Raw genomic sequence first — 24,131 nt, 5'->3', positions numbered from 1 at the left:
CCGGCCGGACGCCGTGGAGCCTGACCCGAACCAGGGCCGGGCTCCACGGCGCGGTGCTGTCCGGTGACCGGATCCGGGGCGCGGTCATGGGGGCGCGGCACGGGGCTCGGATCCGGTGGACGGCACCCGAGCGGCCGAGGGCGCCGTCCTCATGGGCGCCGGCGGCACCGACAGCGCCGGCGGCGCGGACCGAGTCGCCGGCAGCGGTGGCGAGCTTCTCGAGAAGGGCCGGAGAGCCGGTTGGCCGCCGGCCCGGCACCTTCCTAGGCTGACAGAGCGTCAAACGCGTCATGCGCGGTGCCGGGTGGGTGCGCGGTGCCGCCGTGGAGCGCTGCCGGGGCGCTCGTCCGGGGTGCCCCCGCGTGTCTTGTCCTGCCGGGGGGAGCCGGGATGCGGGATCGGATGGGCCGATGGCCGTTGGTGGGGCGCGGGCCGGAAATCGACGCCTTCGCCGTGGCTCTGACCGAGCCGGAGTGCCGGGGGTTCGTGGTGGGCGGTCCGGCCGGGGTGGGGAAGTCCCGGCTGGCGGAGGAGTGCCTGGACCGGGCCGCGGCGGCGGGATTCCGGGTGGGGCGGGCCACCGCGAGCGCCGCGGCGGGCGCGGTGCCGCTGGGAGCGATCGCCCATCTGCTGCCGGCCGGGGTGGACCTGTCCGACCCGGTGGCCGGGTTCGCCGCCGTCGTGCGAGGGCTGGCCGCCGGGCCGGGACAGCGACGGTGGGTGCTGCTGGTCGACGACCTGCACCTGCTGGACGCGGCTTCGGCGGTGCTGTTGCGGCAGCTGATGGACGCCGGCGCGATCCTGCTGATCGGCACCGTCCGCGCCGGCGAGCCGCACGGCAAGGCGGTCGCGGCGCTGCGCGGCGGGGACGAGGTCTCCCGGGTCGACCTGACCGTACTCACCGCGGAGCAGACCGAGGCACTGCTGCCGGCCGTGCTCGGGGGACCGGTCGACCGGCGCACTGTGCACGAACTGTCGCTCGCGAGCGGCGGCAACGTGCTGTACCTGCGTGAACTGGTCCTCGGTGCGCTGACCGCCGGTGACCTGACCGAGGACGGGGAGATCTGGCACCTGCGCGAGGGGCGGCTGCCGGGCACCGCGCGGCTGACCGAGGTGATCGGCGCCCGGCTGGCCGCCGCCTCCGCGGGCCGGCCCGTCCTGGAACTGCTGGCGCTGTGCGAGCCGTTGCCGCCGGCCGATGCCGAGGCCCTCGCTCCGCCCCGGGTGCTGGCAGCCCTGGAAGAGGCGGGACTGATCCGCGTCGTCCAGGACCGGCGGCGCGTCACCGTGACGCTGGCCCACCCCCTGTACGGCGAAGTGCTGCGGGCCGCACTGCCGGTACTGCGCCGCCGGACCCTGTTACTGGACCAGGCCGCACGCGTCGAGGCCCGTGGCGCCCGCCGGCGCGGCGATCTGCTGCGCGTCGCCACCTGGCGGCTGGCCGCCACCGGCACCGCCGACCCCGCCCTGCTCGTGCAGGCCGCCGTGCTGGCCCGCCACGCCCACGACTACCACCAGACCGTCGCACTTCTGACCGCCCTGCCGGAGAAGCACCACACCACCACCACCGGCCTGACGCTCGGCAACGCCTTCTTCGAGACGGGCCGCTGGGACGAGGCCGAGGCGGCGCTCGCACAGGCCGACGCCCGTGCCGTCGACACACGGGAGAAACTGGCGGTCACCTTGGTCCGGACGACGAATCTGCTGTGGAGCAACGCCCCGCTCACCGAGGCACTCGCGGTCAACGACGCCACCCTGGCCGGGATCACCGCCCCCGCGGACCGCCGCAAACTGGAGATCAACGAGGGCTTCATGCGGATCGCCGCCGGCGGCCCGGTTCGGGGGCTGGCCCTCCTGGAGGACCTGGAGACCGACGTGGGCGACGCCGCCGACGTCAACGTCTGGCTGCGAGGCGCCTGGATGAAGCCGTTCGGCCTGGCGCTGGTGGGCCGCACCGGCGAGGCCGCGGCCTGGGCGGAACGCGCCCACGCGGGACACCGGCGGGTCGACGAGCACGCCCTGGTGTCGCATCCCGCCGTTCAGCGCATCCCGCTCGTCCTCGCCCTCGGTGAAGCCGGCCGCCTGGCCGAAGCCCTCCGGGAGGGGGAGCGCGCCTACGCCGAACTGGTGGCCGCCGATTCCGTGGTGCGGGTCTGGATGGCGGTGTTCCTCGGCCGCGTCGAGTGGCTGGCCGGGCATCCCGTCACCGCCCGCGGCTGGTGGGCCGAGGCCGCCGCCCTGGCCCGCGGGATCGACCACGTCATGGCGCTGCGCCCGGTGCTCGGCGGGCTCGCCGCCTGCGCCGCCGTACTGGGGGACCTGGAGGCGGCCGAGACCACGCTCGCGGAGTACCGCGGCCTGCCACCACTGGCACCGGGCCTGCTGTCCGCCGGCGAGGAACACCTGGGCGAGGCATGGCTGCTGGCGACCCGCGGACACCTGGGGGAGGCACGGGCCCTGCTGACCGCCGCCGCGGGCACCGCCCGCGGCACCGGTCATCTCACCGGGGAGGCGCTGCTGCTGACCGACGTGGCCCGTCTCGGCGGAGCCAAGGACGCGGCGGACAGGCTGGCCGAACTCGCCCACAGGTGCGACGGGGCGCTCGCCCCGGCCCGGGCCCGGCTGGCGGCGGCGCTCGCCGACGACGACCCGGGCCGGCTCCTCCAGGCCGCGGACGCGTGCCAGGCGGTCGGCGCGGACCTGCTCGCCGCCGAGGCGGCCACGGCCGCCTCGGCCGCCTGGCGCCGGGCTCACGCGTCCCGCCGTGCCTCGGCGGTCGCCCACCGGGCCGGCGCGGCCCTGGCCCGCTGCGAGGGCGCCCGCACACCGCTGCTGACCATCGGCCAGGCCACGGAGCCGCTCACCGCCCGCGAACACGAGATCGCGCTGCTCGCCTCGGCCGGCAACGCCAGCAAGGACATCGCCGAGATCCTGGCCCTGTCGGTGCGCACCGTCGACAACCACCTCCAGCGCGCCTACGCCAAACTCGGCGTCACCACCCGACGCGAACTGGCCCGGACCTTCAGGACGGTGCCCCCGGGAGCGTCCCCGCATCACGCGCGCCGTCCGTCGTAGCCCACGCATCCACCGGGCCGGGCGACGGTGCGGCCGCCGGGCCGTGGCCACCCCTTCCCGTCGGGCGGCCGGCGCGGGTACGGCACCTCGTCGCGTCGCCGGATCGCCCGGGTGCGCCGGATGCCCCCCGGGTACGCCCTGTGCGCGCGAGATCCTCCGTACGAGCGAGATCCTCAGCCGGGCGACCCACCGCACCGGACACCGCCCGCCGATCCGGCGCGAGGGGGTGGACACGGCGATGGTCGTTGCCCTTCCCCGGCGGCGCGGGCCCGATCTGCCCGCGGGGGACCGGACGGGCGGCGACGGGCGACCGGGACGACAGGTGCCCGGGACGACGGGCGACCGGCGCGACAGGCGACCGGGACAACGGGCGACCGGGACAACGGGCGACCGGGACAACGGGCGACCGGTACGACAGGCGGCGGTCCTCGCGACAGGCGCCGGTCCTGCACGAACGGTGCCGGTCCTCCGGGGCCGGACGCGCGCGGTCAGGACGGTACGGGCGCGCCCTTGAGCCGTGCGGCGACCGTCCGCAGCAGCTGATCGGAGAGCTCGGGATCGGCGACCGCCCGCGACATCAGCAGCGCGCCGACCATCGCACTCAGCGTGAGCATGGCGTCCGCCCGCGCCTCGTCGGAGTCCTCGCCGTCCTCCGTCCCGCTGATGAGCTCCAGATAGCTGCGCACCTGCTTCTCGTACGCCTCCTTCATCTCGGCCTCGCCGCGGCCCGCCGCGGCACCGAGCGTCACCACCGCGCAGCCCGTCCCCGGGGCGTCGCGGTGGCGGGCGCTGAGGTAGGAGTCGATCAGTCCGGTACGGGGCTCTTCGCGGTTGCGGCGAGCGGCCCGCGCCATCTTGGTCTCCCCGTCGACCAGGGCGAGGGCGGCGGCCTGACGCATCAGGTCCTCACGCGAAGAGAAGTGCTTGTAGAACCCGCCGTGGGTCAGACCGGCCTCGTTCATCAGCTCGGCGACCCCCGGGCGGGTCAGCCCCTCCTCGCGGATGCGGCGGGCGGCGATCTTCAGGACCCGGTCACGCGACTCCGCCTTGGCTGCCTGGGAGTGACCCATTGCACGACCTCCCGGTCTACGACGGCAAGCTGCACCGATCAATTGTGGATGACGGACATCATATCCCCTGCGCGGACCGGCCTGCCGGGCCGCCGGGCCGGCCGCGGCCGGGCGAGGGTCACCGCGCGCGCTCCCAGACGAGGACGCCCGTGCGGCGGGCGCCCCAGATCAGGGCGGGCTCGGGCAGCGAGAGCGTGAGTCGGTCGCCGTCCCGGCCGGCGACCCTGGCCAGGGTGGTGCCCACCCAGTTGGGGAACAGGCTCAGCTCGACGTGGTGGAGCACGAGGTCGTCCTCGGGAATCTCGTAGGTCCCGGCATAGGCCAGGTAGCCGCCGGCCGCCGCGGTCAGCTCCTCGGGCAGTCCCTGCTCCAGGCGCCCGTGCCGGAAAAGGGGCCGCCGCGGACGCATGATCTGGGCCGACATGTGACCGCCGGGTGTGTAGGTGATGAGGCCCTGGGGCCGCGGGCCGAAGGGCTCGACGACCTCGCCGTCCTCCACGGCGGTGGCCCGGTACGACACCAGGCGCCAGGCGCCGACGAGGTCCTTGCGCAGTTCATCGGGGTTCATGGGGCTCCCAACCGGTTCTCGGTTCCCGACGGTCCCCGCCGCCCTCGTACGGGGTGGCGGGGAGGTCCGGTGCGGTGAAATGTGGATGATGGACATCATACAGACCGTCTCTGGTGCGGGGTAGCTCACCTTGACATTCAGGATGACGCTGGCCATCCTGAATGAGGATGATGCAAGTCATCCAGACTAGAGTGGGACACACCGAGAAGGGCGCACCATGACGGACATCTACGACCCCACCCGCACCGCGGTTCTGCTGGTCGACCCCTACAACGACTTCCTGTCGGAGGGCGGCAAGATCTGGCCCGCCGTCCAGCAGGTGGCCACCGACGTCGGTCTGCTGGACAACCTGCGCGCCGTCATCGCCGCCGGCCGCCGGGCGGAGCTGCGGATCGCCTTCGTCCCCCACCGCCGCTGGCAGGAGGGCGACTACGAGGGCTGGGACCACCCCAACCCCACCCAGCGACTCGTGGGGGAGCGCCACAGCTTCGCCCGGGGCACCTGGGGCGGCGAGTTCCACCCGGATCTCCAGCCCGCCGACGGTGACGTGATCGCGCAGGAGCACTGGGCGCAGAGCGGTTTCGCCAACACCGACCTGGACTTCCAGCTCAAGCAGCACGGCGTCACCCATGTGATCCTCGTCGGCCTGCTCGCCAACACGTGCATCGAGTCCACCGGCCGGTACGCGATGGAGCTCGGCTACCACGTGACCCTCGTCCGCGACGCCACCGCCGCGTTCAAGCCCGAGATGATGCACGCCGCCCACGAACTCAACGGACCCACCTACGCCCACAGCATCACCACCGCCGCGGAACTCCTGCGGACACTGGAGAACGGAGACCACTGAGATGACACTGACCGGACACCTGCTGATCGGTTCGTCGGACGTCCCGGCATCCGCCGGCACGATGAAGGCACTCGACCCCACGACGGGGCAGTACGTCGGACCGGAGTTCGCGTTCGGCGGCCCGGCCGAGGTCGACCGTGCCGCGCGCCTGGCCGACGAGGCCTTCGACAGCTACAACCGCACCGGACCGAAGGAACGCGCCGCGTTCCTCGACCTGATCGCGGACCGGCTGGACGGGGTCGACCGGGAACTGGCCGAGCGGGCGGCCCTGGAGACCGGCCTGCCCGTGGCGCAACTCCAGGGCGAGACGGCGAAGGCCGCGTCCCAGTTCCGGCAGTTCGCCGACGTGGTGCGCGCGGGCCGCTTCCGCGACGCCGCCGTCGACCCGGCCCAGCCCGAGCGGCAGCCGCGGCCGCGGATGGACCACCGGCTGCAGAAGATCGCCATCGGCCCGGTCGCCGTCTTCGGCGCGAGCAACTTCCCCATCTCGTACTCCGTCGCCGGCGGCGACACCGCCTCCGCGCTGGCGGCGGGCGCCCCGGTCGTCCTCAAGGCCCACAACGCGCACCCGGGTGCCTCGGAGCTCCAGGCGCGCGCCATCCGCGCCGCGGTCATCGACTCGGGGCTGCACGAGGGCGTGTTCTCCATGGTGCGGGGCGCGGGCAACGAGATCGGTGAGGCGCTGGTGGACCACCCGCTGATCAAAGCGGTGACCTTCACCGGCTCCGAGCGCGGTGGCATGGCGCTGTACCGGCGGGCTCAGTCGCGTCCGGACCCGATCCCGGTCTTCGCCGAGATGACCAGCGTCAACCCCACCTTCGTGCTGCCGGCGGCGCTCGCGGCGCGCGGCGCCGAGACCGGCGACGGGTTCGCCGAACGCATGCTCGTCAACGTCGGCCAGGCCTGCCTGAAACCCGCCGTCCTCCTCGCCGTCGACGGACCGGGCTACGCCGAGATGCGCGAGGCGGCCGCGGCACGGGTGAACGCCATGGGCGCGCGCACCATGCTGACCCCGGGCATCCACGACGCCTACGACCAGGGCGTGCGGCGACTGGGCGAGTCGGGTGCCGAGACCCTCACCGAGGGCCTGGAGCCCCAGGGTCCCTGGGAGGGGCGCTCGCGACTGCTGGAGGTCGACGGGGAGCGGTTCCTGGCGGATCCCGGCCTGGCCGAGGAGGTCTTCGGACCGGCGGCGCTGCTGGTGCGTCTGACCGACATGGCCCAACTCCTCGCGGTGGCCCGGACCTTCCGCGGCCAGTTGTCGGCGACGATGCACCTCGACGAGGCCGACCACGGTGACGCGGCACGACTGCTGCCGATCCTGGAACGGCGTACCGGCCGGATCGTGGTGAACGCGTTCGCCCACCCGCAGGAGGTCGGACACGCGACCATCCACGGTGGCCCCTTCCCGGCCACCACCGACAGCCGCTTCACCTCGGTCGGTATGACGTCCATCGACCGTTTCCTGAGGCCCGTCACCTATCAGGGCTTCCCCGACGCGCTGCTGCCGGACGCGCTGGCCGCGGACAACCCCCTGGGCCTGTGGCGCCTGGTCGACGGCCACCTCACCCAGGACTGACGCCCCCTGCCGTGCCGGTTGCTCCGCGGGCGACCGGCCGCAATGGGGCGCCACTCGACGACGGCGTCCGGGTCACGGGGACGTGGGCGCCCCGCCGCGTGCCCTTGCCTCCGGCGGCGGTTCCGCGGCCGGCGCCGCCCGCCCGGCGAGGACCGCGCCCGCCGAGGGCCGGCTCTCGCTCTCGCGCGCGGATCGCCTCGACGGCCACCCGGGCGGTGTCCACCGGCGGTTCCGCGTCCCCGTGCGATCCGTACGCCGACAGCGGCACGCGTACGTGGCGACTCCCCCGGTCACTGGTTCCGGCCCGGGGTCGGCGACGTGCTCCGGGTCCTGCCGTGAGGCCCTCGGTGCGGCGGGCGGCGGGCGGGGCCAGGTGCCGTGCGGATCCGGCACGTGGCCCCGCCCGCCGATCCGTCCCGTCCCGTCCCGTGCCGTCGACCCGGTCCCCGGCGCCGGGGTGAGCGACCTGGCGGTGTCCGACCCCGGCGGGCGCGCCCGACCTGGAGGTGTCCGACCCCGGCCGGTATGCCCGACCCGGAGGGGCCCGTGGTCCCCCAGAAGCCGTTGTCCTCCCCGTTCCGGGGTCCGGAGTGGTCGGTACGGACCCCCGGGCCGGTCCGAAGTGGGGCAGGACAGCGGCTTCTTCGCCGACGCGGCGCCCCCGCACGGGTCATGGGCCGCATTTCGCGTATGTCCGGCGCCTTCTGGGCACGCCGGACCGCTGTTCCGTACGCCAATCGGATTTCTGATGTCGAATCTACCGCGTGTCGAATACGGCAGATAAAGGGATTATCGGTAATTTCAACCACAGATCGGCTGCTTGGCCGACGTCTCAGAGATAGGGAAGAGTGACATGACCACGCGCAACATTGCCGTGACTGCCGCCGTTGCGGCCGCTACGGCCCTCGTCGCCACGGGCGTCACCTACGCCTCGGCCACTGCAGCCCCCACGGCTACGCCCACCGTCAACCAGATCGCCCCCTCGGGCGGCGACAACGGGCAGTCGAAGGGCACGGAAGGGAACAACCAGTCGAAGGGCAACGAAGGAGGAGGCGGCGGCGACCGTGGTGGCCGTCGTCACTACGAGGGCCGGATCGACTTCAACGAGCGTTCCTACTCCGCCCGCTCCTGGGGCTGCATCACCGTCGTGAGCGGTCTCGGCTCCAGGAGCTTCAACGTCCGTAACGACAGCCACCGGACCGTCGAGGTCTTCCGTGGCGCGACCTGCGACAACGGTTCGCCGATCGCCACGGTCGGCCCGTGGAGCTCCAGCAACGGTGTCGTGCCCTTCCGCGTCCACGGTGGCGTGAAGGTCAAGGACGGCGTCGTGGGCAGCTTCCGCGTCGTCGAGGACCACCACTTCGGCGGTGGCGACCGTGACCGCGGCGACGACCGCGGTGGCAACGGCGGCGGCGGCCGCGGCGGCGACCGCGGTGGCAACGGCGGCGGCGACCGCGGTGGCGACGATGGCGGCGACCGCGGTGGTGACGGCGGCGGCGACTACCGCGACTAGTCCTCTCGGACGGCGTCCGCACCGCATGGAGAACCCGGCCCGCTGCAATCGGGCCGGGTTCTCCGGCGTCTCCACCCGGGCGCCGGTGACCGCCGGAGGACGCATCGGGGATCGGTGGCGACGCGCGGCGTTGAGGACGGCCACACAGGAGAAGTCTCCGCCGATACGGGCCTGGGGTGCGGCGGCGAGATACGGGGTCGCGATCTCCGGATTCCTGACCGGTTCGGGAACCGCGCGCCCGTACGCGTCAGTGGGCCGGCCCGCTCGGCAACCCGGCTGCCCGCGAACGAAGTTCGCCGTGGGTGCGGGGGAGCGCGGCGGCCCGGACCAGGGCGGGTTGCAGTGCCGCGAGCAACAGGCACGCGAGCGCCATCACGCCCCACAGGCCCGCCGGCCCGGCGTGTTCGAGCAGTTGCGTCCCCACCAAGGGGGCGGCGACACCCGCGATGCCCCAACTGGTGCCGTAGACCGCCAGGTAGCGCCCCTTTCCGCCGGGCGGCGCCAGGCCCGCCACCACCGCGTGGGCGCGGCCGACGAGGAGCAGGTCACCCACGCTCCACACCACGGTCGAGGCCAGATGGGCGAGCAGGCCGTGGGCGAATCCGTACCCGGCGAGGCCCACCGCCAGCAGCAGGTGGCCGACGGCGAAGGCGACGGGCGCGGAGAGGGTGGACAGCCGCCTCCACCGCGTCAGCGGTTGCCCCGCGGCGATGGTGAGTGCGGAGGCGGTGAACAACAGGCCCGCGTCGGCGGGGCTCAGCCCTTCGTGGTCCAGGGCGAGCGGGAGCGTGAGCATGATCTGGAGGTAGACCGCGGCGAACAGCGTCCCGGCCGCGAGCATGCGGAGCAACGCGCGATCGCGCCACGGGGCGACGGAGGGCGCACGGGCGGCGGTCACCGTCGCGACGCGGCGGTCCGCGGGGAGGCACAGGCGCACGATGAGGGCACAGAGCAGACATGTGAAGGCGTCGACGACGAACAGTTGGCGCAGGTCCCAGCGGCCCAGGCCCGCTGCCAGAAGTCCCGCGCCCATGCCCGCCGCGGCCAGTGCCGCGTTCAGCAGGCCGTAGGCGCGGACCTGCTCGTCCGGCGCCACGACGTCGGCGATCATCGCCTGGCTCGGTGGTTCGTAGATCTCGAAGACGAGGCCCAGCAGCACGGCCCAGCAGGCGGCCGCCGCCAGGCTGCCGGCCGTGGCAAGTCCCAGTTGCGCCACCGCGCACCCGGTCAGGCCCAGCACGATCGTGCGGCGTCGGCCGATCCGGTCGGCCAGTCGCCCGCCGGCCAGCCGGGACGGGATCGTGGCGACACCGAAGGCGGCGCTCACCCACCCGGCGACGGCGGCGCCGGCCCCGAACCTCGTCGTGATGAGCACGGTGAGGAAGGACAGGGAGAACGCCCCCAGCCGGTTCACCGCGCGCGCCACGACCAGCAGTCGCACCGTTCGCGGCAACCGCGTTCCGCCCCGCACCAGATCCCACCCCGCCGCCGTAACCGACGAATCGACTATCGTCGGTGATGACATGGACGCTAGAAGGGAAGGAGTGACCAGTCAAGTGATGTTCGATGGTCACGTGGCGACGCTGCTGGATGTGGCCGTCTCACTCGTGAACGTTCTGACCGACGGCGCCCGCCAGGGCCGTCCCTACACCGCCCCGCAGGGCGACCGGCTCCCGCGGGCCGTCCACGACGCGCTACCGCCCGCTTCCGACCGCGTCGCGGTCGAGCCGGAGCACGCGATCCACCTCGCACGGACGGCCCGGCGGATGCGAGCGGTGTTCGACGCCGTCGACAGCGGCCGCACCGACCGGGCGGCCGAACTCGTGAACGGCCTGCTGCGCACCACCGGGGCCCGCCCCCAACTCGACCGCGTCGACGGCGAGCCCTGGCAGGTTCACTTCCACGGCGCGGACGACAGCCTCTCCGTGGGGTGGAGCGCCGGATGCGCCACCGCCCTCGCCCTCGCCCTCGGCAGCGACCTCGCCGGACGTCTCGGGGTCTGCACGGCACCGCGGTGTGACCGCGTCTACGTCGACAACTCCCGTAACGCCGTACGCCACTTCTGCTCGGACGCGTGCCGCGGCCGCGTCAAGGCGGCGGCCTTCCGCTCCCGGAAGGCCGCGCGGGGCTGAGACCTCCAGAAGGCGGGGCCGGGTCCGTCAGGGAGTCCAGGCCGGACGGCGTACCCCGGCAGCGCGTCGGCGTACGCCGCCTTCCCGCGAGGCCTCTACCGGCGCGGGGACCGGCTGAACGATCCTCAAGTCCTGGCACCGTCACGGCTGTCCAAGGACTGCCTCGTCAGGGCCGCCGCCCTGCCCGACGGTCCCCTCCGCCAAGTGGCCACCCTCTACGAGGGACTTGAGATGCCCGGTCTCCTGTCGCTCGTCGACGGCGAAGGAGCGGTGTTCCTGCTCCGTTCGGCGATCTTCAACTTCTGTGCCAGGGAACCGGGTTGGCCGTGCACTCGAAGGGGCGGGCCGTCCACCTGCCCGGCCGCGCCCTGTCCGGGGCGCCGTCAGGAGCCGGTGAGGACGACGAGTTGCCGGGTCGCCCGGGTCATCGCGACATAGCGGTCCACCGCTCCTCCCACCCCCTCGCCGAACGCCGCCGGGTCGACCAGCACCACCAGGTCGAACTCGAGTCCCTTCGCCAGCTCCGGAGTCAGCGACCGGACGCGGGGTGTCGCCCGGAACGCGGGATCGCCGATGACGCAGGCGATGCCCTCGGCATGCGCGTCGAGCCAGGCGCCGAGGACCGAGTCCAGATCCTCGACCGGTCCGTGCACGACGGGCAGGCCACTGCTGCGGACGGACGTCGGCACGTTGGCGTCCGGGAGCACGGCGCGCACGACCGGCTCGGCTTCCGCCATGACCTCCTCCGGCGTCCGGTAGTTGACGCCCAGGGTGGCCACGTCGATCCGGTCGAACCCGACCCGTTCGAGCCGTTCCCGCCACGACTCGGTGAACCCGCGTCTGGCCTGGGCCCGGTCCCCGACGATCGTGAAGCTCCGGGACGGGCAGCGGAGCAGCAGCATCCGCCACTCCGCGTCGGTCAGTTCCTGAGCCTCGTCCACGACGATGTGCGCGAACGGGCCCGCGAGGGGGTCCGGTTCGGTGCCGGGCGGTGCGGTCTCGTCGATCAGGGTGTCCTGGAGGTCGCGTCCGTGCAGCATCCCCAACGCGCCCTCGCTCTCGTCGATCACGACGTTCTGCAGCAGGCTGTCGATGACGTCGGCCCTGCGCGCGCGTTCGGCGGCGACGGACGCCTCGTGGCGGCGCTCGCGCAGGGACGCCTCCGGGTCGCCGAGCCGCTGCCGCGCCGCGTCCAGGAGCGGCAGGTCGGACACGGTCCAGTCCTGGGCGGGCGCGCGCCGCAGCTTCCGTACGTCCTCGGGGCCGAGCCAGGGAGCGCACATCCGGAGATAGGCGGGTACCGACCACAGGTCACCGACGACATCGGCCGCTTCGAGCAGCGGCCACGCGCGGTCGAGCGCCCCCACCAGCTCCTCGTCGTGCAGCAGAGCCCTCCGGAGCAGTCCGGTCGGGACCTCGGCGTCGTGCCTGTCCGTCAGGATCGTCAGCAGTTCCTCCCGGATCAGGTCCCGCGCCTCGTTGTGCGGAGTGCCGGGGCCCGGTGCCTCGAAGGCCTCGGCCCAGTCGTCGGCGCTCAGCCGGACGTCGGACCAGGGGGTGGTCACCGTCATCCCGTGGGCGGGCGGCGTCTCGTAGAACGCGACGGCCGTCTCGATCGCCTTCACCATGTCCGCCGACGACTTCAGCAGCGCCGCCTCCGGGTCCGCCTCGGCCTTCGCCCCGGCACCCTCGGCGACGAGGTCGCGCAGCGTGCAGGTCCGCACGCCCTCCTCTCCGAGGCTGGGGAGGACGTCGGCGACGTAGGCCAGGTAGGGCTGGTGCGGACCGACGAACAGCACCCCGCCGCGACGGTGACCGAGGCGGGGGTCGGAGTGGAGGAGGTAGGCGGAACGGTGCAGGGCGACGACGGTCTTCCCCGTACCGGGACCGCCGTCCACGACGAGGGCGCCCCGGGAACCCGCCCGGATGATGGCGTCCTGGTCGGCCTGGATGGTGGCGAGCACGTCCCGCATCCGGGGCGACCGGTCGCTGCCCAGGCCGGCGATGAAGGCGGACTGGTCGTCGAGGGCGGCATGCCGTTCGAGCCCGTCCGCGGTGAACACCTCGTCCCAGTAGTCGCTGATCCGCTCACGGGTCCAGCGGTACCTGCGGCGGCTCGCCAGTCCCATCGGACGGGCGTGGGTCGCCGCGAAGAACGGCTCGGCCGCGGGGGAGCGCCAGTCCACCAGCAGACGACGGCCCGCGTCGTCGGTGAGACCGAGCCGTCCGATGTACAGACGTTCTGCGTCGTCCGCGCCGACGACGTGTCCGAGGCACAGGTCCAGACCGAAACGGCGCAGCGCGCGCAGACGGCCGGTCAGCCGGTGGATCTCCATGTCCCGTTCCATCGCCTCCCGGCCGATACCTCCGGGTGCCCTGCGCTGGGCGTCGAGCCGGTCGGACAGATCGGAGATCGTCCGATCGAGGCTCTCCGCGAGGGCCGCGAAGTGCCGCTCGTCGTCGGCGATCAGCGCCGGGTCGGCCTTGAGGGAGAGGTGGTCGGGAAGGTCGAACGCGCTGGTGGCCGGGGAAGCCATCGCCGTCAGCTCCGATCCGAGGTCGCGCCCGCGGAGTCCGACGGCGCGCACACCCGCGCTTTGGCCGCTACGACGGCGAGCGCCCGCGGCCGTGACCCGCGTGCGCCTCGCGCCGCCGGTCCGGCACCCTCATGAGGCCCATAATCTGACGAAAAACCATGCACCTGATGAATCTCCCATTTCCGCAGCTTCCGGCTTCGGTCGGCGATTCTGCGTCATGAAGGGAACCTTGCCGCAAGCCCCCCGGTGCGCTATATCTTGAGAGTGGCAAGGGACGAGGATTCTCCCTTGCCTTTTCGTTTGTCGCGTACGGGCGGGCCCCTCACGAGAGGGTGACGTGCCACGTCGTACGGCGGTCTCGGCGGCCCCCGGCGGCGGCGAGGAAAAGTGTCCGGGCGGCGGGAGCCCCGCGTCCCGGGCCGCCGTCACCACCACCGCACCGCCACCTCGCGTACCACCGCACCGCCACCTCGCCTCCCGGTGTGGCACTCCGTCATCTCGTCGCTTCCCGTGGTGCCGCGTCACCTGTTCCGTTTCCCGTGGCGCCCCGTCACCTCCGCCGCATCCGGTGGCACCCGTCGCCTCTCCCGGTTGGCGTGGCGCCCCGTCAGCTCCCCTTTCGTGGGCGCCGCCGTCCCCCGCCGAAGGCCGTGAGGCGGGTGACCGGGACCCGGCCCGCCGGTTCGTGGCGTGTCGGCAAGGCCGGGTCGGGGGGTGTCCGAGGGGGGCCGAAGGGCCTCGGCCCGGTCCGATGCGGCGTCAAGTGCGTCCGTTCGAGGCGGCCTTGGATGTTCGGTGAGTCCGCTCTGAGCTGCGGAAACGGGGGTCGTACCCCCAATTGGCCGCCTTCTGCTGCGTCTCCGGCGTGCCTGATATTACATATAAAGAGATTATCGGTTCATTCAGCCACATATTGGCTGTTTGGTCGACGACTCAGAGATAGGGATGAGCCTCATGATCACGCGCAAAATTGCCATGACTGCCGGCGCAGCGGCCGCCGCGGCCCTCGTCGCCACGGGCGTCACGTACGCCTCGGCCCCCGAGGTCCCCTCGGCCGCCGCGGCCACCCCCACCGTCAACCAGGCCGCTCCCACGGGCGGTGACAGCGGGCAGGCGAAGGGCAACGGAGCCGCCGCGGGTGGCGGGGCCAACGGAGCTGTCGCCGGCAACGGCGGCGACAACGGCGGCCGTGGCGGCGACAACGGCGGCCGCGACGGTGGCGGCAACGGTGGCGACAACGGCGGCCGCGGCGGCGACAACGGCGGCCGCGGTGGCGACGACGGTGGCCGTGGCGGCGACGACGGTGGCCGCGACGGTGGCGGTCGCGGCGGCGACGACGACGGTGGCCGCGACGGTGGCGGTCGCGGTGGCCGCGGCTACGAAGGGCGGATCGACTTCAACGAGCGGTCCTACTCCGCCCAGAGCTGGGGCTGCATCACCGTGGTGAGCGGCCTCGGTTCGCGCAGCTTCAACGTCCGCAACGACAGCCGCCGGACCGTCGAGGTCTTCCGCGGCGCGACCTGCGACAACGGTTCGCCCGTCGCCACGGTCGGCCCGTGGAGCACCACCAACGGCGTCGTGTCCCACTACGTCCACGGTGGCGTGAAGGTCCGCGACGGCGTCGTGGGGAGCTTCCGGGTCGTCCGGGACCGCCACGGCTGGTAAACAGCACCACCCGCACATCACGGAGGACCCGGCCCGCTGCAATAGTGCCGGGTCCTCCGGCATGGCCGGTGCGAACACCGACCGCCGCCCCGGGCCCGGCCGTTGAGGCGGCGGACACGCTCGTGGATGCTGGCGGGATGGACGAGGCGAGCACATTCATGCGGGGACAGCTCCGGGCACTGCGACCCCCTGTGCGCGCCGATGTCCTGCGCGTCCTGGACCGCGTGGTCCGCGATCTGCCCGCCCGCTGGCGGCGTCGCAGGGGAGTGCCCCGGCTCATGGTGTTCCTCGACGGCCCGGCGACCGTACGCGTGGAGACGATCACCTTCGGGGAACTGTCCCGGCACGGATACCTCGACGAGTTCAGCCGCTGGGCCGCCACCGTCCCCGCGGCACGGGCCGAGGACCACGGGTGTGCCGCCCTGGTGTACGGGGACCGCATCCACGCGAGGATCAACCGGATCGGGCCCATCGGCTCGGCCTGGCACCTGCCGGACACCCGCGTCCACGTCCGCGTCGCGCACCGGGATCTGCGCGTGAGCCCCACCTTCTCGCTCCCCTTCGAGGTCGAGGGCCGGCTGATCCCGCGGCTCGTGTTCCCCGCGTGGGTGGGCGACACCCTCGCCCACGCACGGCGGATGTGACCGGACCGGAGGTCATGCGGCGGCGTCCTGGCAGGGGACGGGCCCGGTGATGAGCAGCCTTCGGTACCGCTCGGTGTGCGCGGCCAGTTCGGCGTCGCCGACGCCGCGCGCGTCGTGGAGGACGAGCGGCCGGGCGAAGGCCATGCCCATGCGGTGAGCGGTCTGCTCCAGCGGCCGCAGGAGTTCGGCCATGGTGAAGCGGTGGAACGCGCCGGGCCGGTAGGCGTCCGCGACCCCGCCGGTCGACGTGACGACCAGGAGCGTCCTGCCGGTGAGCAGCCCTCCGGTGTCGTAGGCGAAGCCGCGGGTCATGACCTCGTCCAGCCACTGCTTGAGGAAGCCGGGCACGGAGTACCAGTGCAAGGGGAACTGCAGCACGATCACCTCGTTCTCGCTGACCAGACGCTGTTCGGCGGGGATGTCGAGGCGCCGGTCGGGAGACGCGGCGTACAGGTCGTGCAGCGTGACGTGGGTCAGGCCGCGGGCGGCGCCGGCCATGACCCGGTTGATCCGCGACCGGGCGAGGTCGGGGTGGCCGAGCAGGACGAGGGTGCGGGGGGACGGGTCGGTCATGGTGTTCTCTCTCGGTTCGGTGCTTCGTCGGGTTGTCGCGCCGGGGCGCTTAGCCTGGGGTGGGATCGTCGTGGAGAGGCTGGAGCCGATGCCGCAGCAGGACGCGAAGCGCCGGGTCGCGATCTTGGCCTTCGAGGGCGTCACGTTGATCGACGTGGCGGGCCCCGCGGACGTCTTCAGCCATGCGGGCCGGTACGGGCCGGGCTACGAGGTGAGCGTGGTGTCGCCGGACGGCACGGACGTACGGACCTCGACCGGGCTGACGCTGCACGCCGAGGCCGCCGCCGCGGACGTCGGTCCCGCGCACACCGTGCTGGTGCCCGGGGCGTACGGGATGGTGGACCACCCCTTCGACGCCGGCCTGGTGGAAGCGGTCCGGCGGCTGACGGCCGGGGCGGAGCGGATCGCGTCGGTGTGCACGGGGGCGTTCCTGCTGGCCGAGGTGGGGCTGCTCGACGGACGCAGGGCCACGACGCACTGGCGGCAGGCGAAGGAGTTCGCACGCCGTTACGAGCGGGTCGCGGTGGAGCCGGACGCGCTCTATGTGCGCGACGGCGCCATCCTGACCTCGGCGGGAGTCAGCTCCGGCATCGACCTGGCCCTCGCGCTGGTGGAGGACGACCACGGTCCGCGGGTGGCACACGACGTGGCCGAGGCCATGGTGGTGTTCATGCGGCGCCCCGGCGGGCTGTCGCAGTTCTCGGCACCGTCGCGTCACCACGTCGCCCGCGACCACCCCCTGCGCGCGCTGCTGGACGCGATCGCGGCCGATCCGGGTCGCGACCACAGCGTCCCGGCCATGGCCGCCATGGCGTCGGTCAGTGTCCGGCAGCTGACGCGTCTGTTCCATGACGAGATCGGGACGACCCCGGCCCGCTACGTCGAGATGGTCCGCCTGGAGACCGCCCAGGCGCATCTCCAGGCCGGCCACACCGTCGCGGTGGCGGCGGCCCGGAGCGGGTTCGGCAGCGCCGAGACCCTCCGCCGCGTGTTCACCAGCCGCCTCGGCATTTCCCCCGCCGCCTACCGCGATCACCTCGGCGTCCCCTGACCGGCGTCCGGGCCACCCACCGGCAGCCCGCCGGCCTGCGGGTTCCCGCCGCCCCCCGACCGCGGGCAGGAATCCCTCGACGAGGTTCCCGGCGACGTACGGCATGACGTGTCTTCCTGGCTCACTGCCCCTGGCTCCCTGTCCCGATCCGCGTCGTCCGTGTGATCCGGCGGCACGTCCGAGCCTGCCCGCCGCACGCCTCCCGGTGAACGGATCTTTCTGCCGGGAGCTCCACACATTCGGCCGGGGACAGCTCTTGGGACCCGGTTCCCACCTGTGGGAGTCCAACACTCCGGGTGGAAAGGAATGTGCCGCTCACACATGGCCTGCCTTTCCGAATGCGCTTGGTTTTCCGGTGTCGTGTCACACGTATGTCCTCGTGACGTGGACATCGAATTGTTCTCGTACGGTGCACACGGAATGTCGCGGCCAGGACCGGAACACACCATCAGGAATCGAGAGAAGCGCAGTGACGGCGAACGTAGAGACAGTCCGAGGTCCGGTTCCCGCGGAGGACATGGGAACGGTCTTGATGCACGAGCACGTCTTCGTCGCCACGGAGGAGGTCCGGCAGAGTCTTCCGCAGACGTGGGACGAGGACCGACGGGTGGCGGACGCGATCGAGGGGCTGCGGACGCCGGCGGCCACGGGCGTGGACACGATCGTCGACCCCACGGTGATCGGGCTGGGGCGGAACATCGCCCGGGTGGCCCGTGTCAATGCCGAGGTCGACATCGATATCGTCGCGGCGACCGGGATCTGCACATTCAGGGACGTTCCCTGTTCCTTCCAGTACGTCGGTCCGGGAACCCTTCTCGGCGGTGCCGATCCCATGGCCGACCCCTTCGTCAGGGAAATCACCGAGGGCATCGCGGGTACGGAGATCAAGGCAGCGTTCCTGAAGTGCGCGATCGAGGACGAACTGACACCCGGTGTGGAGCGGGTGATGACGGCGGTCGCCGAAGCGCACAAACGCACGGGCGCGCCCATCACGGTCCACACCAGCGCTCCGCACCGTACGGGCCTCGTGGCACAGGAGGTGTTCCGGCGTGAGGGGGTCGACCTGGGAGCCGTGGTGATCGGGCACAGCGGGGACACCTCGGACCTGGACTACCCGCACGCACTGATCGACAACGGTTCGTACGTGGGCATGGACCGGTTCGGGCTGGACGTGCTGCTGCCGAACGACGAGCGGGTCGCCACGGTCGCCGGGCTCGCGCAGGAGGGCTTCGCGGACCGGATGGTGCTGGCGCACGACGCGTCGTGCCACATCGACTGGTTCCCGCCGGGTGCGCGCGAACAGCTCGCGCCGAACAGGCGCCACACGTACATCCACGAGGCGGTTCTTCCTGCCCTGTGACAGGCCGGGGTGACGGAGAGTCAGATCGCCACCATGCTCGTCGACAACCCGCGCCGCTACTTCACCCCGAGGCGCGCGAACTGACCGCGCTCGCGGCCGAGCAGCTCCTGGACCGTGCGGGTGGTGCGCGCGGAGTGGTCCATACGTCCCGCCGCCAGGCCGGGCGTCCACGAGAACACCGTACGCATGCGGCCGGCCTCCGGGGCCGAGACGCTCGGCCCCGACCACCTGGAGCGAAGGACCGAACTCCTCGTCGCGCTCGGGCTCTGCCGGGCCCTGGGCGCGTCCGGTCTCCGGCGCCCCACGTGAAGCCGGGGCGTCGCCCCGGGGTCGTCAGGCGGCCGGCAGCGACTGTTCGGCCCAGATGGTCTTGCCGCCGTCCTCGTACCGGGTGCCCCAGTGCCGGGTCATGGAAGCGACCAGGAACAGTCCCCGTCCGCCCTCGTCCTGCAATCGGGCGTGGCGCAGGTGCGGCGCGGTGTCGGCGTCGTCGCTGACCTCCACCGTCAGTGTGCGGTCGAGGATGAGACGCAGCCGGATGGCTCCCTCCGCGTGCCGGACCACATTGGTGGCGAGCTCGCTGACGACCAGGTCGGTGACGAACACGTGGTCCTCCAGGCCCCATTGCGCCAGCCTGTCGCGTGTCGCCCGCCGGGCCTCGCGGACCGAGACCGGCTCGGGCGGGAAGGTCCAGGTCGCCACGTGGTCCGGTGCCAGGCACCGGGTCCGGGCCACCAGCAGCGCGGCCCCGTCCTCCGGGGCCCTCCCGCGCAGCACCTTGCACGCGGCCGTGTCGCAGATCTCCGTGGGGTCCGCCGAGGCGTCGGCCACCACCTCGCGCAGCTGGTTGGCCCGCTCGTCCGCCTCGGCCGGATAGCGGTCCGCGCTGCCGTCCGAGTAGAGGGACAGCAGGCTGCCGGCCGACAGTTCGGTGGTGTGGAGCTCGTAGGGCACACCACGGCCCAGCGGCGCGCCGCGCGGTACGTCGAGTCCGCTGACCACGCCCTGGGGGCTGGTGACCAGGGGACTTTCATGGCCCGCCGAGGCCGCCGCGCACCGGCGGGAGATCGGGTCGTACGTGAGATACACGCACGAGGCGGTGAACGGGGGCCGCGCGTGCTGCAGGGCCAGCGGGTCGGAGTCCTGCTCGCGGGCGAGCCGCTGGGCCACGTCGTCGAGATGGACCAGCAACTCGTCGGGCGGCAGGTCCATGGCGGCCAGGGTGGAGACCGCGGTGCGCAGGCGCCCCATCACGACGGAGGCCAGCAGATCCTCGCCGGGCACGAATCCGATGACCAGGCCGATCCGGCAGCTGGAGAGGCGCAGGACGTCGAACCAGTGCGCGCCGTAACGTCCCGGCATGTAGCAGTGGGACGACTCCACCGCCGCCGTCAGGGGCGCGGTCCGCGGGAGCAGACTGCGCTGAAGGGTGGTCGCGACCGTGTGTTCACGGGTGAAGCGGCGGGCGTTGTCGACGCAGAGGGCGGTGCGGGCGGCGAGCTGTGTCGCCATCGACAGGTCCTCCTCGTCGAAGGGTTCGGGATGGGAACCGGCCCGGTAGAAGCTGGCCAGGCCGAGCACGAGCCCGTGCACCGTCAACGGGGTCACGATGAGCGAGTGGACGCCGGCCCGGCGGATGAACTCCGCGCGCAGCCGGTCGTTGGCCAGCCACTGGCGGGCCGAGACGACCGATGCGACCAGCCGCGGCCGGAGGTCGGCCAGTGCCTGGGTGTACGGCGTGGGGACCGCGAAGTGGCTGGTGCCGCCGATCGGGTAGGCGCCGTACTGCCCTTCGCGGGCCTTGAATCCGGCGCGTCTCATGGGCGGTTGGTCGGTGACCGGGCCGACGGGCGCGTCGCCCGCGAACACCGACTCCAGCAGATCGACGGCGGTCGCGTCCGCGAAGGAGGGGACCGCGATCTCGGTGAGTTCCTGCGCGGTGCGCACCGCGTCCAGGGAGGAACCGATCCTGGCGCGGGCGACGCTCAGGAGATCCAGTTCCTCCTGCCGCCGGACCTGGTCCGTGACGTCGTGGATCATGGAGGCGGCTCCGATGGGCCGGCCGCGCTCCTGCAGCGGATATCCGGTGACGGCGTAGTCGTGCCGGTTCCCCGGATCGGCCGGCGGGTACGTCGACACCGGGCGGTCGAACACCGGGCAGGCTCCGGCCATCACCTCGCGGATGATCGGCGACAGGGGGAGATGGGAGTCAAGGTCCGGGAGGCCGGCCCCGATCACCCGGCTCGCGGGCAGACCCCGCATGGCCAGCACGGCCGGATTGGCCCGGAGGACACGAAGGTCCGTGTCGTAGACCTCCAGCCCGGCCCTGGCCTGCTCGAACAAGGCCTTCTCGAAGCCTTCCGCTCCGTTCGACGCGGTGATGCCGGCATCCGCGTGGTCGTGTCGTTGTCCACGAGGCATGATCAACCCCATCTCTCACCGACAAGCCCAGTAAACCCATGTCTGCACCCGCGCCGCCACCGAGAGCGCCGCCCCGCGCGCGGCGGCGCTCTGAGGACGGCACCGCGCGGCGTCGCCGCCAGGACATGCCGGACCAGGCCATGGCCGTGTCGCGGCCGGGCCCCGGGGGAGAGCGATCAGCGTCCGTGGACGCGTACGAGCGGGTACCGGACGCGGGTCGTGCCGATGACGGCCGCCCTCAGGCCCGTACCGAACCGCGGCGGCGCGATGACGGTCGGGTGCGATCACGGTCGGGTGCGATCACGGCCAGGCGTCATCACGGTCCGGCGTCATCACAGTCCGGCCGGGAAGGCCGGCGGCGCGGGCTACGACGCCGGGCCGGAACGGGGGGTGGCGTCAGGAGTGTCACCGAGGTCAGGAGTGTCACCGAGGTCGTGAGGGTCATGAGGGTCATGAAGGTCACGGAGACTGCGGAGATATGTCAGACCGGGGTGGCCGGAGAGCCGGGTCTCGCCCACGACGGCGAATCCCGAGTGGGCCAGTACGGCCTGTGACGCCGCGTTGTCGAGGGTGGTCGCGGCCCGCAGGACGCTCAGCCCGTAGCCGCGGGCGGCAACTCCGCACAGCTCCCGCACGGCGCGGGTGGCCAGTCCCCGGCCCGCGGCGCGTTCCGCGATCCGGTACCCGAGATCGGCGCCCCCGTCCGCCACATCCACGAGATTGACCCGCCCCAGCACCTCGCCTCCGGCGCCGACCAGCACGTGGAAGAAACAGTCACCGGTCTCCTGCTCGGCGAGCAGGGCACGGTGCCGCTCGTCGAACCGGGTGAAGTAGTCATCGCCCCGATCGGGGATCGACGCGGCGAAGTAGGCCCGGTTCTCGAGCTCGAAGGCGAGCAGCGCGGGCGCGTGGTCCGGACGGAGCAACTGCATCTCGGGCATGGACAGGAATGGTAGACACACCGGCCGCAGTCCGGCCTGGAACCTTCCGTTCGGATCACGGAGGGCCTTCGTGCGAGGAAAGACCTTTACGTGAACGGGGTCGCGTGATCGGCTTCGACACTCATGGAGGGACGGCCCCGGTGAGGGGTCGTGGCGGAGGGGGAGAGCGCGATCGTGCGCACCGTCGAGGAGAAGTCGCAGGCGTGCCCGGAGTGCGGAGCCGTGATCCGCGCGGACAGCAGGTTCGTCGTCTGGTGCGGCGCCTGCGAGTGGAACGTGGATCCGGAAGGGCCGGAGCGGGACCGGGAGCGGGAGCGGGACAGGTTGGACCGGGCGCGTCGTGCCCTGGCGCGACGGCACGGCGAGAGGCTGCTGACGGAGGTGACGGAGGTGACGGAGGTGACGGCCGGCGGCAGCCCGCGGGCCCGGCGCGACCCGGCCTCACTGCTCGCCTTCGTGATCGCCCTCGCCGTCCACGGTGTCACCCTGGGCCTGGCCCTCGGCGGGACCGGTGCTGCTCCGTGAGGACGCGCCCGAGTTGTACGCGCTGGTCGACGAGGTCGCGGCGGTCGTGGGCACCCGCGGGGTCGACCAGGTCGTGGTCGACGCGTGCGTCAACGCGAGCGTCCTGGCACACGGTGTGCGCGGACGGAGACTGCTGACACTGGGTCTGCCTCTGTGGGAGATCCTCACGCCGCAGCAGCGGGTCGCCCTGCTGGGCCACGAACTCGCGCACTACAGCAACGGCGACACCCGCCATGGCCTGGTGGTGTCGACGGCGTACCGCTCACTGACCACCTGGCACTACTACTTCGTTCCGATCCCCCGTCCGTCCGCCGTCGAAATGGTCACCAACCTGCTCTACGTCGTGCCGCGTCTGCTTCTCCACGGCATGCTGACGGTGCTCGACCATCTGACACTGCGGGCCGCCCAACGAGCCGAGTACCTGGCCGACCGCGGGGCCGCCCGTGCCGCGTCCACGGAGGCGGCCGTGGGACTGATGGACCGGATCCTGGTGACCGAGTCGGCCGAGGTCACCCTGCGCCGCGAGGCCAACCGGGCCTCCCTCACCGGACCGCACGGCGCCCGAGCGGCCGAGGGCGGGGCGGAGGAGATCTGGGAGCGGCTCAGGGCCTACATGGCGTCGATCCCCGAGGACGAGTACGAGCGGCAGCGGCGCGTCGGCGCCCGGCGCGGGCACAGCGTCGACGCGACGCACCCGCCGACCCACCTCAGGCGTACGTGTCTCCTGGCCGGTCCGTCCGCACCGGCCGCGGTGGTGACGGGCGAGGACAGGGAACGGCGGATCGCCGCCGAACTCGCGGGAGCACGCGCCACGGTGGCCCGCCGCATCGTCCGCGACGGCTTCCGCGCCTGAGGGCTGTCCCGTGCTCCCCGGCGGCCGCGGCGAGAGCCACGGCCCCTCGCCGCGCTGCCGGGCCGACCGGACACACCCGGTACGAGGAGGGTTCGCCGCTTCGCGACATGCCGCGTCCGACGTCGCGCGCTGATCCACCGGGGTCACGGGACAGCCCTCGGGCGATCTCGTCCGGACCGTGAAGAGCCGCCCACCAGGCCGGCCCGCGAGGCCCACCGTCCGCCCGTACGAGTCGCTGTCGGTCCGGAAGACCAGCGGCACCCGATACCCGTGACCGAACCGGCGGATGCCGAACCGTGCGGTGCGCGGGTCCCGCTCCTCGCCGACGACGGGCGCGGCCGGGACCGGCCCGTGCGGCGCCGCCTCGCCGTACCGTTTTGCCACCACAACTCCAGTTCGGGCGAACGGAGCCGGAAGTGCTCCGCCGGGCCGCGCACGGCGTCGGCGCTCCGGCCGCCGGAGGTCACCCCGGCCGGAAACAGTGCCCCGCTGACCCGTCTCGACCGCCGCGGAGGTCGCCCGAGGTCGCCGAGGTCGCGGGCAGGGCCGCGCCGCTACCCGATCCCGCGAGCGGGGTGGGCTCCGCCGGGAGGACGGTACCCCGGCCGGGCGGGGAGGGCTGATGCGACGTGGACCTTGGCTCCGATCAGGGATGTCGAACGAACGAGGCGCGTGACTCGGTGCACGAGGACAACGTCGCCGACGCCCGTGGCGACGCTGCCGAACCCTGCCCCGGCGTCCGCGCCCTGTCAAGGTTTCGGGCAGATGACGATCACG

At 72.9% G+C, this 24,131-nt stretch carries 20 protein-coding genes; 12 read left to right on the top strand and 8 right to left on the bottom strand.

Annotated features, from left to right (window positions below):
- The first annotated feature begins 390 nt into the window (after positions 1-390).
- On the top strand, positions 391-3,075 hold the full coding sequence (locus GFH48_RS06855; protein WP_322746981.1) for a helix-turn-helix transcriptional regulator: 2,685 nt from the start codon (positions 391-393) through the stop codon (positions 3,073-3,075).
- Positions 3,076-3,563: 488 nt separating this feature from the next.
- Here GFH48_RS06855 and GFH48_RS06850 read toward each other — a convergent pair whose 3' ends face one another.
- Together GFH48_RS06850 and GFH48_RS06845 are read right to left on the bottom strand one after the other, a co-directional pair.
- Positions 3,564-4,145, bottom strand: a complete 582-nt coding sequence (locus tag GFH48_RS06850) for a TetR/AcrR family transcriptional regulator (protein ID WP_153287396.1) — start codon at positions 4,143-4,145, stop codon at positions 3,564-3,566.
- Positions 4,146-4,263: 118 nt separating this feature from the next.
- Entirely contained in the window at positions 4,264-4,713 is a 450-nt protein-coding gene (locus GFH48_RS06845) for a lipocalin-like domain-containing protein (RefSeq protein WP_153287395.1), read from the bottom strand.
- 217 nt (positions 4,714-4,930) lie between these two features.
- On the opposite strand from GFH48_RS06845, the gene GFH48_RS06840 reads away from it, so the two are divergent.
- The 3 genes from GFH48_RS06840 (at position 4,931) to GFH48_RS06830 (ending at position 8,652) form a co-directional block, all read left to right on the top strand.
- On the top strand, positions 4,931-5,560 hold the full coding sequence (locus GFH48_RS06840) for an isochorismatase family cysteine hydrolase (RefSeq protein WP_153287394.1): 630 nt from the start codon (positions 4,931-4,933) through the stop codon (positions 5,558-5,560).
- Position 5,561: 1 nt separating this feature from the next.
- Complete coding sequence (locus GFH48_RS06835; protein ID WP_153287393.1) at positions 5,562-7,139, top strand: aldehyde dehydrogenase (NADP(+)); 1,578 nt, start codon at positions 5,562-5,564, stop codon at positions 7,137-7,139.
- A gap of 853 nt (positions 7,140-7,992) precedes the next feature.
- A complete protein-coding gene (locus GFH48_RS06830) occupies positions 7,993-8,652 on the top strand; it encodes a hypothetical protein (protein ID WP_228120423.1) in 660 nt (219 codons plus the stop codon).
- A gap of 247 nt (positions 8,653-8,899) precedes the next feature.
- Here GFH48_RS06830 and GFH48_RS06820 read toward each other — a convergent pair whose 3' ends face one another.
- Positions 8,900-10,105, bottom strand: a complete 1,206-nt coding sequence (locus tag GFH48_RS06820) for an MFS transporter (RefSeq protein ID WP_153287392.1) — start codon at positions 10,103-10,105, stop codon at positions 8,900-8,902.
- A 106-nt stretch (positions 10,106-10,211) separates the two neighbouring features.
- On the opposite strand from GFH48_RS06820, the gene GFH48_RS06815 reads away from it, so the two are divergent.
- Positions 10,212-10,784: a CGNR zinc finger domain-containing protein gene (locus GFH48_RS06815; RefSeq protein WP_153292757.1), complete on the top strand. Its 573-nt coding sequence runs from the start codon at positions 10,212-10,214 to the stop codon at positions 10,782-10,784.
- A gap of 383 nt (positions 10,785-11,167) precedes the next feature.
- Here the strand turns inward: GFH48_RS06815 and helR are convergent, their stop codons facing one another.
- A complete protein-coding gene (helR, locus tag GFH48_RS06810) occupies positions 11,168-13,321 on the bottom strand; it encodes an RNA polymerase recycling motor ATPase HelR (RefSeq protein ID WP_153287391.1) in 2,154 nt (717 codons plus the stop codon).
- 975 nt (positions 13,322-14,296) lie between these two features.
- On the opposite strand from helR, the gene GFH48_RS06805 reads away from it, so the two are divergent.
- On the top strand, positions 14,297-14,986 hold the full coding sequence (locus tag GFH48_RS06805; protein ID WP_228120422.1) for a hypothetical protein: 690 nt from the start codon (positions 14,297-14,299) through the stop codon (positions 14,984-14,986).
- Between the two features lie 137 nt (positions 14,987-15,123).
- Positions 15,124-15,630 carry a hypothetical protein gene (locus GFH48_RS06800; protein ID WP_153287389.1) on the top strand — a complete coding sequence of 169 codons (507 nt, stop codon included), beginning with the start codon at positions 15,124-15,126 and terminating at the stop codon, positions 15,628-15,630.
- 12 nt (positions 15,631-15,642) lie between these two features.
- On the opposite strand, the gene GFH48_RS06795 is transcribed toward GFH48_RS06800, so the two are convergent.
- Positions 15,643-16,203, bottom strand: coding sequence for an NAD(P)H-dependent oxidoreductase (locus GFH48_RS06795; protein ID WP_153287388.1), 561 nt, complete (start codon positions 16,201-16,203; stop codon positions 15,643-15,645).
- A gap of 88 nt (positions 16,204-16,291) precedes the next feature.
- Between GFH48_RS06795 and GFH48_RS06790 the strand changes: the two genes are divergently transcribed.
- Positions 16,292-17,254, top strand: a complete 963-nt coding sequence (locus GFH48_RS06790) for a GlxA family transcriptional regulator (RefSeq protein ID WP_153287387.1) — start codon at positions 16,292-16,294, stop codon at positions 17,252-17,254.
- Between the two features lie 517 nt (positions 17,255-17,771).
- Entirely contained in the window at positions 17,772-18,614 is an 843-nt protein-coding gene (locus tag GFH48_RS06785) for a phosphotriesterase family protein (protein ID WP_265590170.1), read from the top strand.
- Between the two features lie 56 nt (positions 18,615-18,670).
- On the opposite strand, the gene GFH48_RS39685 is transcribed toward GFH48_RS06785, so the two are convergent.
- A complete protein-coding gene (locus GFH48_RS39685; protein WP_265590169.1) occupies positions 18,671-18,802 on the bottom strand; it encodes a hypothetical protein in 132 nt (43 codons plus the stop codon).
- Here GFH48_RS39685 and GFH48_RS39680 point away from each other — a divergent pair.
- Positions 18,801-18,923: a hypothetical protein gene (locus GFH48_RS39680; protein ID WP_265590168.1), complete on the top strand. Its 123-nt coding sequence runs from the start codon at positions 18,801-18,803 to the stop codon at positions 18,921-18,923. The genes GFH48_RS39685 and GFH48_RS39680 overlap by 2 nt on opposite strands.
- Positions 18,924-18,947: 24 nt before the next feature.
- On the opposite strand, the gene GFH48_RS06780 is transcribed toward GFH48_RS39680, so the two are convergent.
- Both GFH48_RS06780 and GFH48_RS06775 read right to left on the bottom strand, forming a co-directional pair.
- On the bottom strand, positions 18,948-21,035 hold the full coding sequence (locus tag GFH48_RS06780; protein ID WP_194280518.1) for an ATP-binding SpoIIE family protein phosphatase: 2,088 nt from the start codon (positions 21,033-21,035) through the stop codon (positions 18,948-18,950).
- A gap of 365 nt (positions 21,036-21,400) precedes the next feature.
- On the bottom strand, positions 21,401-21,976 hold the full coding sequence (locus GFH48_RS06775; protein ID WP_153287385.1) for a GNAT family N-acetyltransferase: 576 nt from the start codon (positions 21,974-21,976) through the stop codon (positions 21,401-21,403).
- Positions 21,977-22,126: 150 nt separating this feature from the next.
- Here GFH48_RS06775 and GFH48_RS39895 point away from each other — a divergent pair, with 150 nt between their 5' ends.
- Positions 22,127-22,501 (top strand): hypothetical protein, encoded by a 375-nt coding sequence (locus GFH48_RS39895; protein WP_322746980.1) that lies wholly within the window; start codon positions 22,127-22,129, stop codon positions 22,499-22,501.
- Positions 22,488-23,354, top strand: a complete 867-nt coding sequence (locus tag GFH48_RS06770; protein ID WP_322746979.1) for a M48 family metallopeptidase — start codon at positions 22,488-22,490, stop codon at positions 23,352-23,354. Before GFH48_RS39895 ends, GFH48_RS06770 begins: the two co-directional genes overlap by 14 nt.
- The last annotated feature ends 777 nt before the right edge of the window (positions 23,355-24,131 follow it).

This window comes from Streptomyces fagopyri, from assembly GCF_009498275.1.
GTDB lineage: Bacteria > Actinomycetota > Actinomycetes > Streptomycetales > Streptomycetaceae > Streptomyces > Streptomyces fagopyri.
Note: the sequence above shows the minus strand (reverse complement) of the source record. Positions and strands in the feature narration are given on the sequence as shown.

What these genes read in the sequence shown, in the direction of transcription:
- GFH48_RS06855 (WP_322746981.1), top strand. Translation starts at nt 391, where the DNA reads ATGCGGGATCGGATGGGCCGATGGCCGTTGGTGGGGCGCGGGCCGGAA.
- GFH48_RS06850 (WP_153287396.1), bottom strand. Translation starts at nt 4,145, where the DNA reads ATGGGTCACTCCCAGGCAGCCAAGGCGGAGTCGCGTGACCGGGTCCTG.
- GFH48_RS06845 (WP_153287395.1), bottom strand. Translation starts at nt 4,713, where the DNA reads ATGAACCCCGATGAACTGCGCAAGGACCTCGTCGGCGCCTGGCGCCTG.
- GFH48_RS06840 (WP_153287394.1), top strand. Translation starts at nt 4,931, where the DNA reads ATGACGGACATCTACGACCCCACCCGCACCGCGGTTCTGCTGGTCGAC.
- GFH48_RS06835 (WP_153287393.1), top strand. Translation starts at nt 5,562, where the DNA reads ATGACACTGACCGGACACCTGCTGATCGGTTCGTCGGACGTCCCGGCA.
- GFH48_RS06830 (WP_228120423.1), top strand. Translation starts at nt 7,993, where the DNA reads ATGACCACGCGCAACATTGCCGTGACTGCCGCCGTTGCGGCCGCTACG.
- GFH48_RS06815 (WP_153292757.1), top strand. Translation starts at nt 10,212, where the DNA reads ATGTTCGATGGTCACGTGGCGACGCTGCTGGATGTGGCCGTCTCACTC.
- helR (WP_153287391.1), bottom strand. Translation starts at nt 13,321, where the DNA reads ATGGCTTCCCCGGCCACCAGCGCGTTCGACCTTCCCGACCACCTCTCC.
- GFH48_RS06805 (WP_228120422.1), top strand. Translation starts at nt 14,297, where the DNA reads ATGACTGCCGGCGCAGCGGCCGCCGCGGCCCTCGTCGCCACGGGCGTC.
- GFH48_RS06800 (WP_153287389.1), top strand. Translation starts at nt 15,124, where the DNA reads ATGGACGAGGCGAGCACATTCATGCGGGGACAGCTCCGGGCACTGCGA.
- GFH48_RS06795 (WP_153287388.1), bottom strand. Translation starts at nt 16,203, where the DNA reads ATGACCGACCCGTCCCCCCGCACCCTCGTCCTGCTCGGCCACCCCGAC.
- GFH48_RS06790 (WP_153287387.1), top strand. Translation starts at nt 16,292, where the DNA reads ATGCCGCAGCAGGACGCGAAGCGCCGGGTCGCGATCTTGGCCTTCGAG.
- GFH48_RS06785 (WP_265590170.1), top strand. Translation starts at nt 17,772, where the DNA reads ATGGGAACGGTCTTGATGCACGAGCACGTCTTCGTCGCCACGGAGGAG.
- GFH48_RS39680 (WP_265590168.1), top strand. Translation starts at nt 18,801, where the DNA reads ATGCGGCCGGCCTCCGGGGCCGAGACGCTCGGCCCCGACCACCTGGAG.
- GFH48_RS39685 (WP_265590169.1), bottom strand. Translation starts at nt 18,802, where the DNA reads ATGCGTACGGTGTTCTCGTGGACGCCCGGCCTGGCGGCGGGACGTATG.
- GFH48_RS06780 (WP_194280518.1), bottom strand. Translation starts at nt 21,035, where the DNA reads ATGCCTCGTGGACAACGACACGACCACGCGGATGCCGGCATCACCGCG.
- GFH48_RS06775 (WP_153287385.1), bottom strand. Translation starts at nt 21,976, where the DNA reads ATGCCCGAGATGCAGTTGCTCCGTCCGGACCACGCGCCCGCGCTGCTC.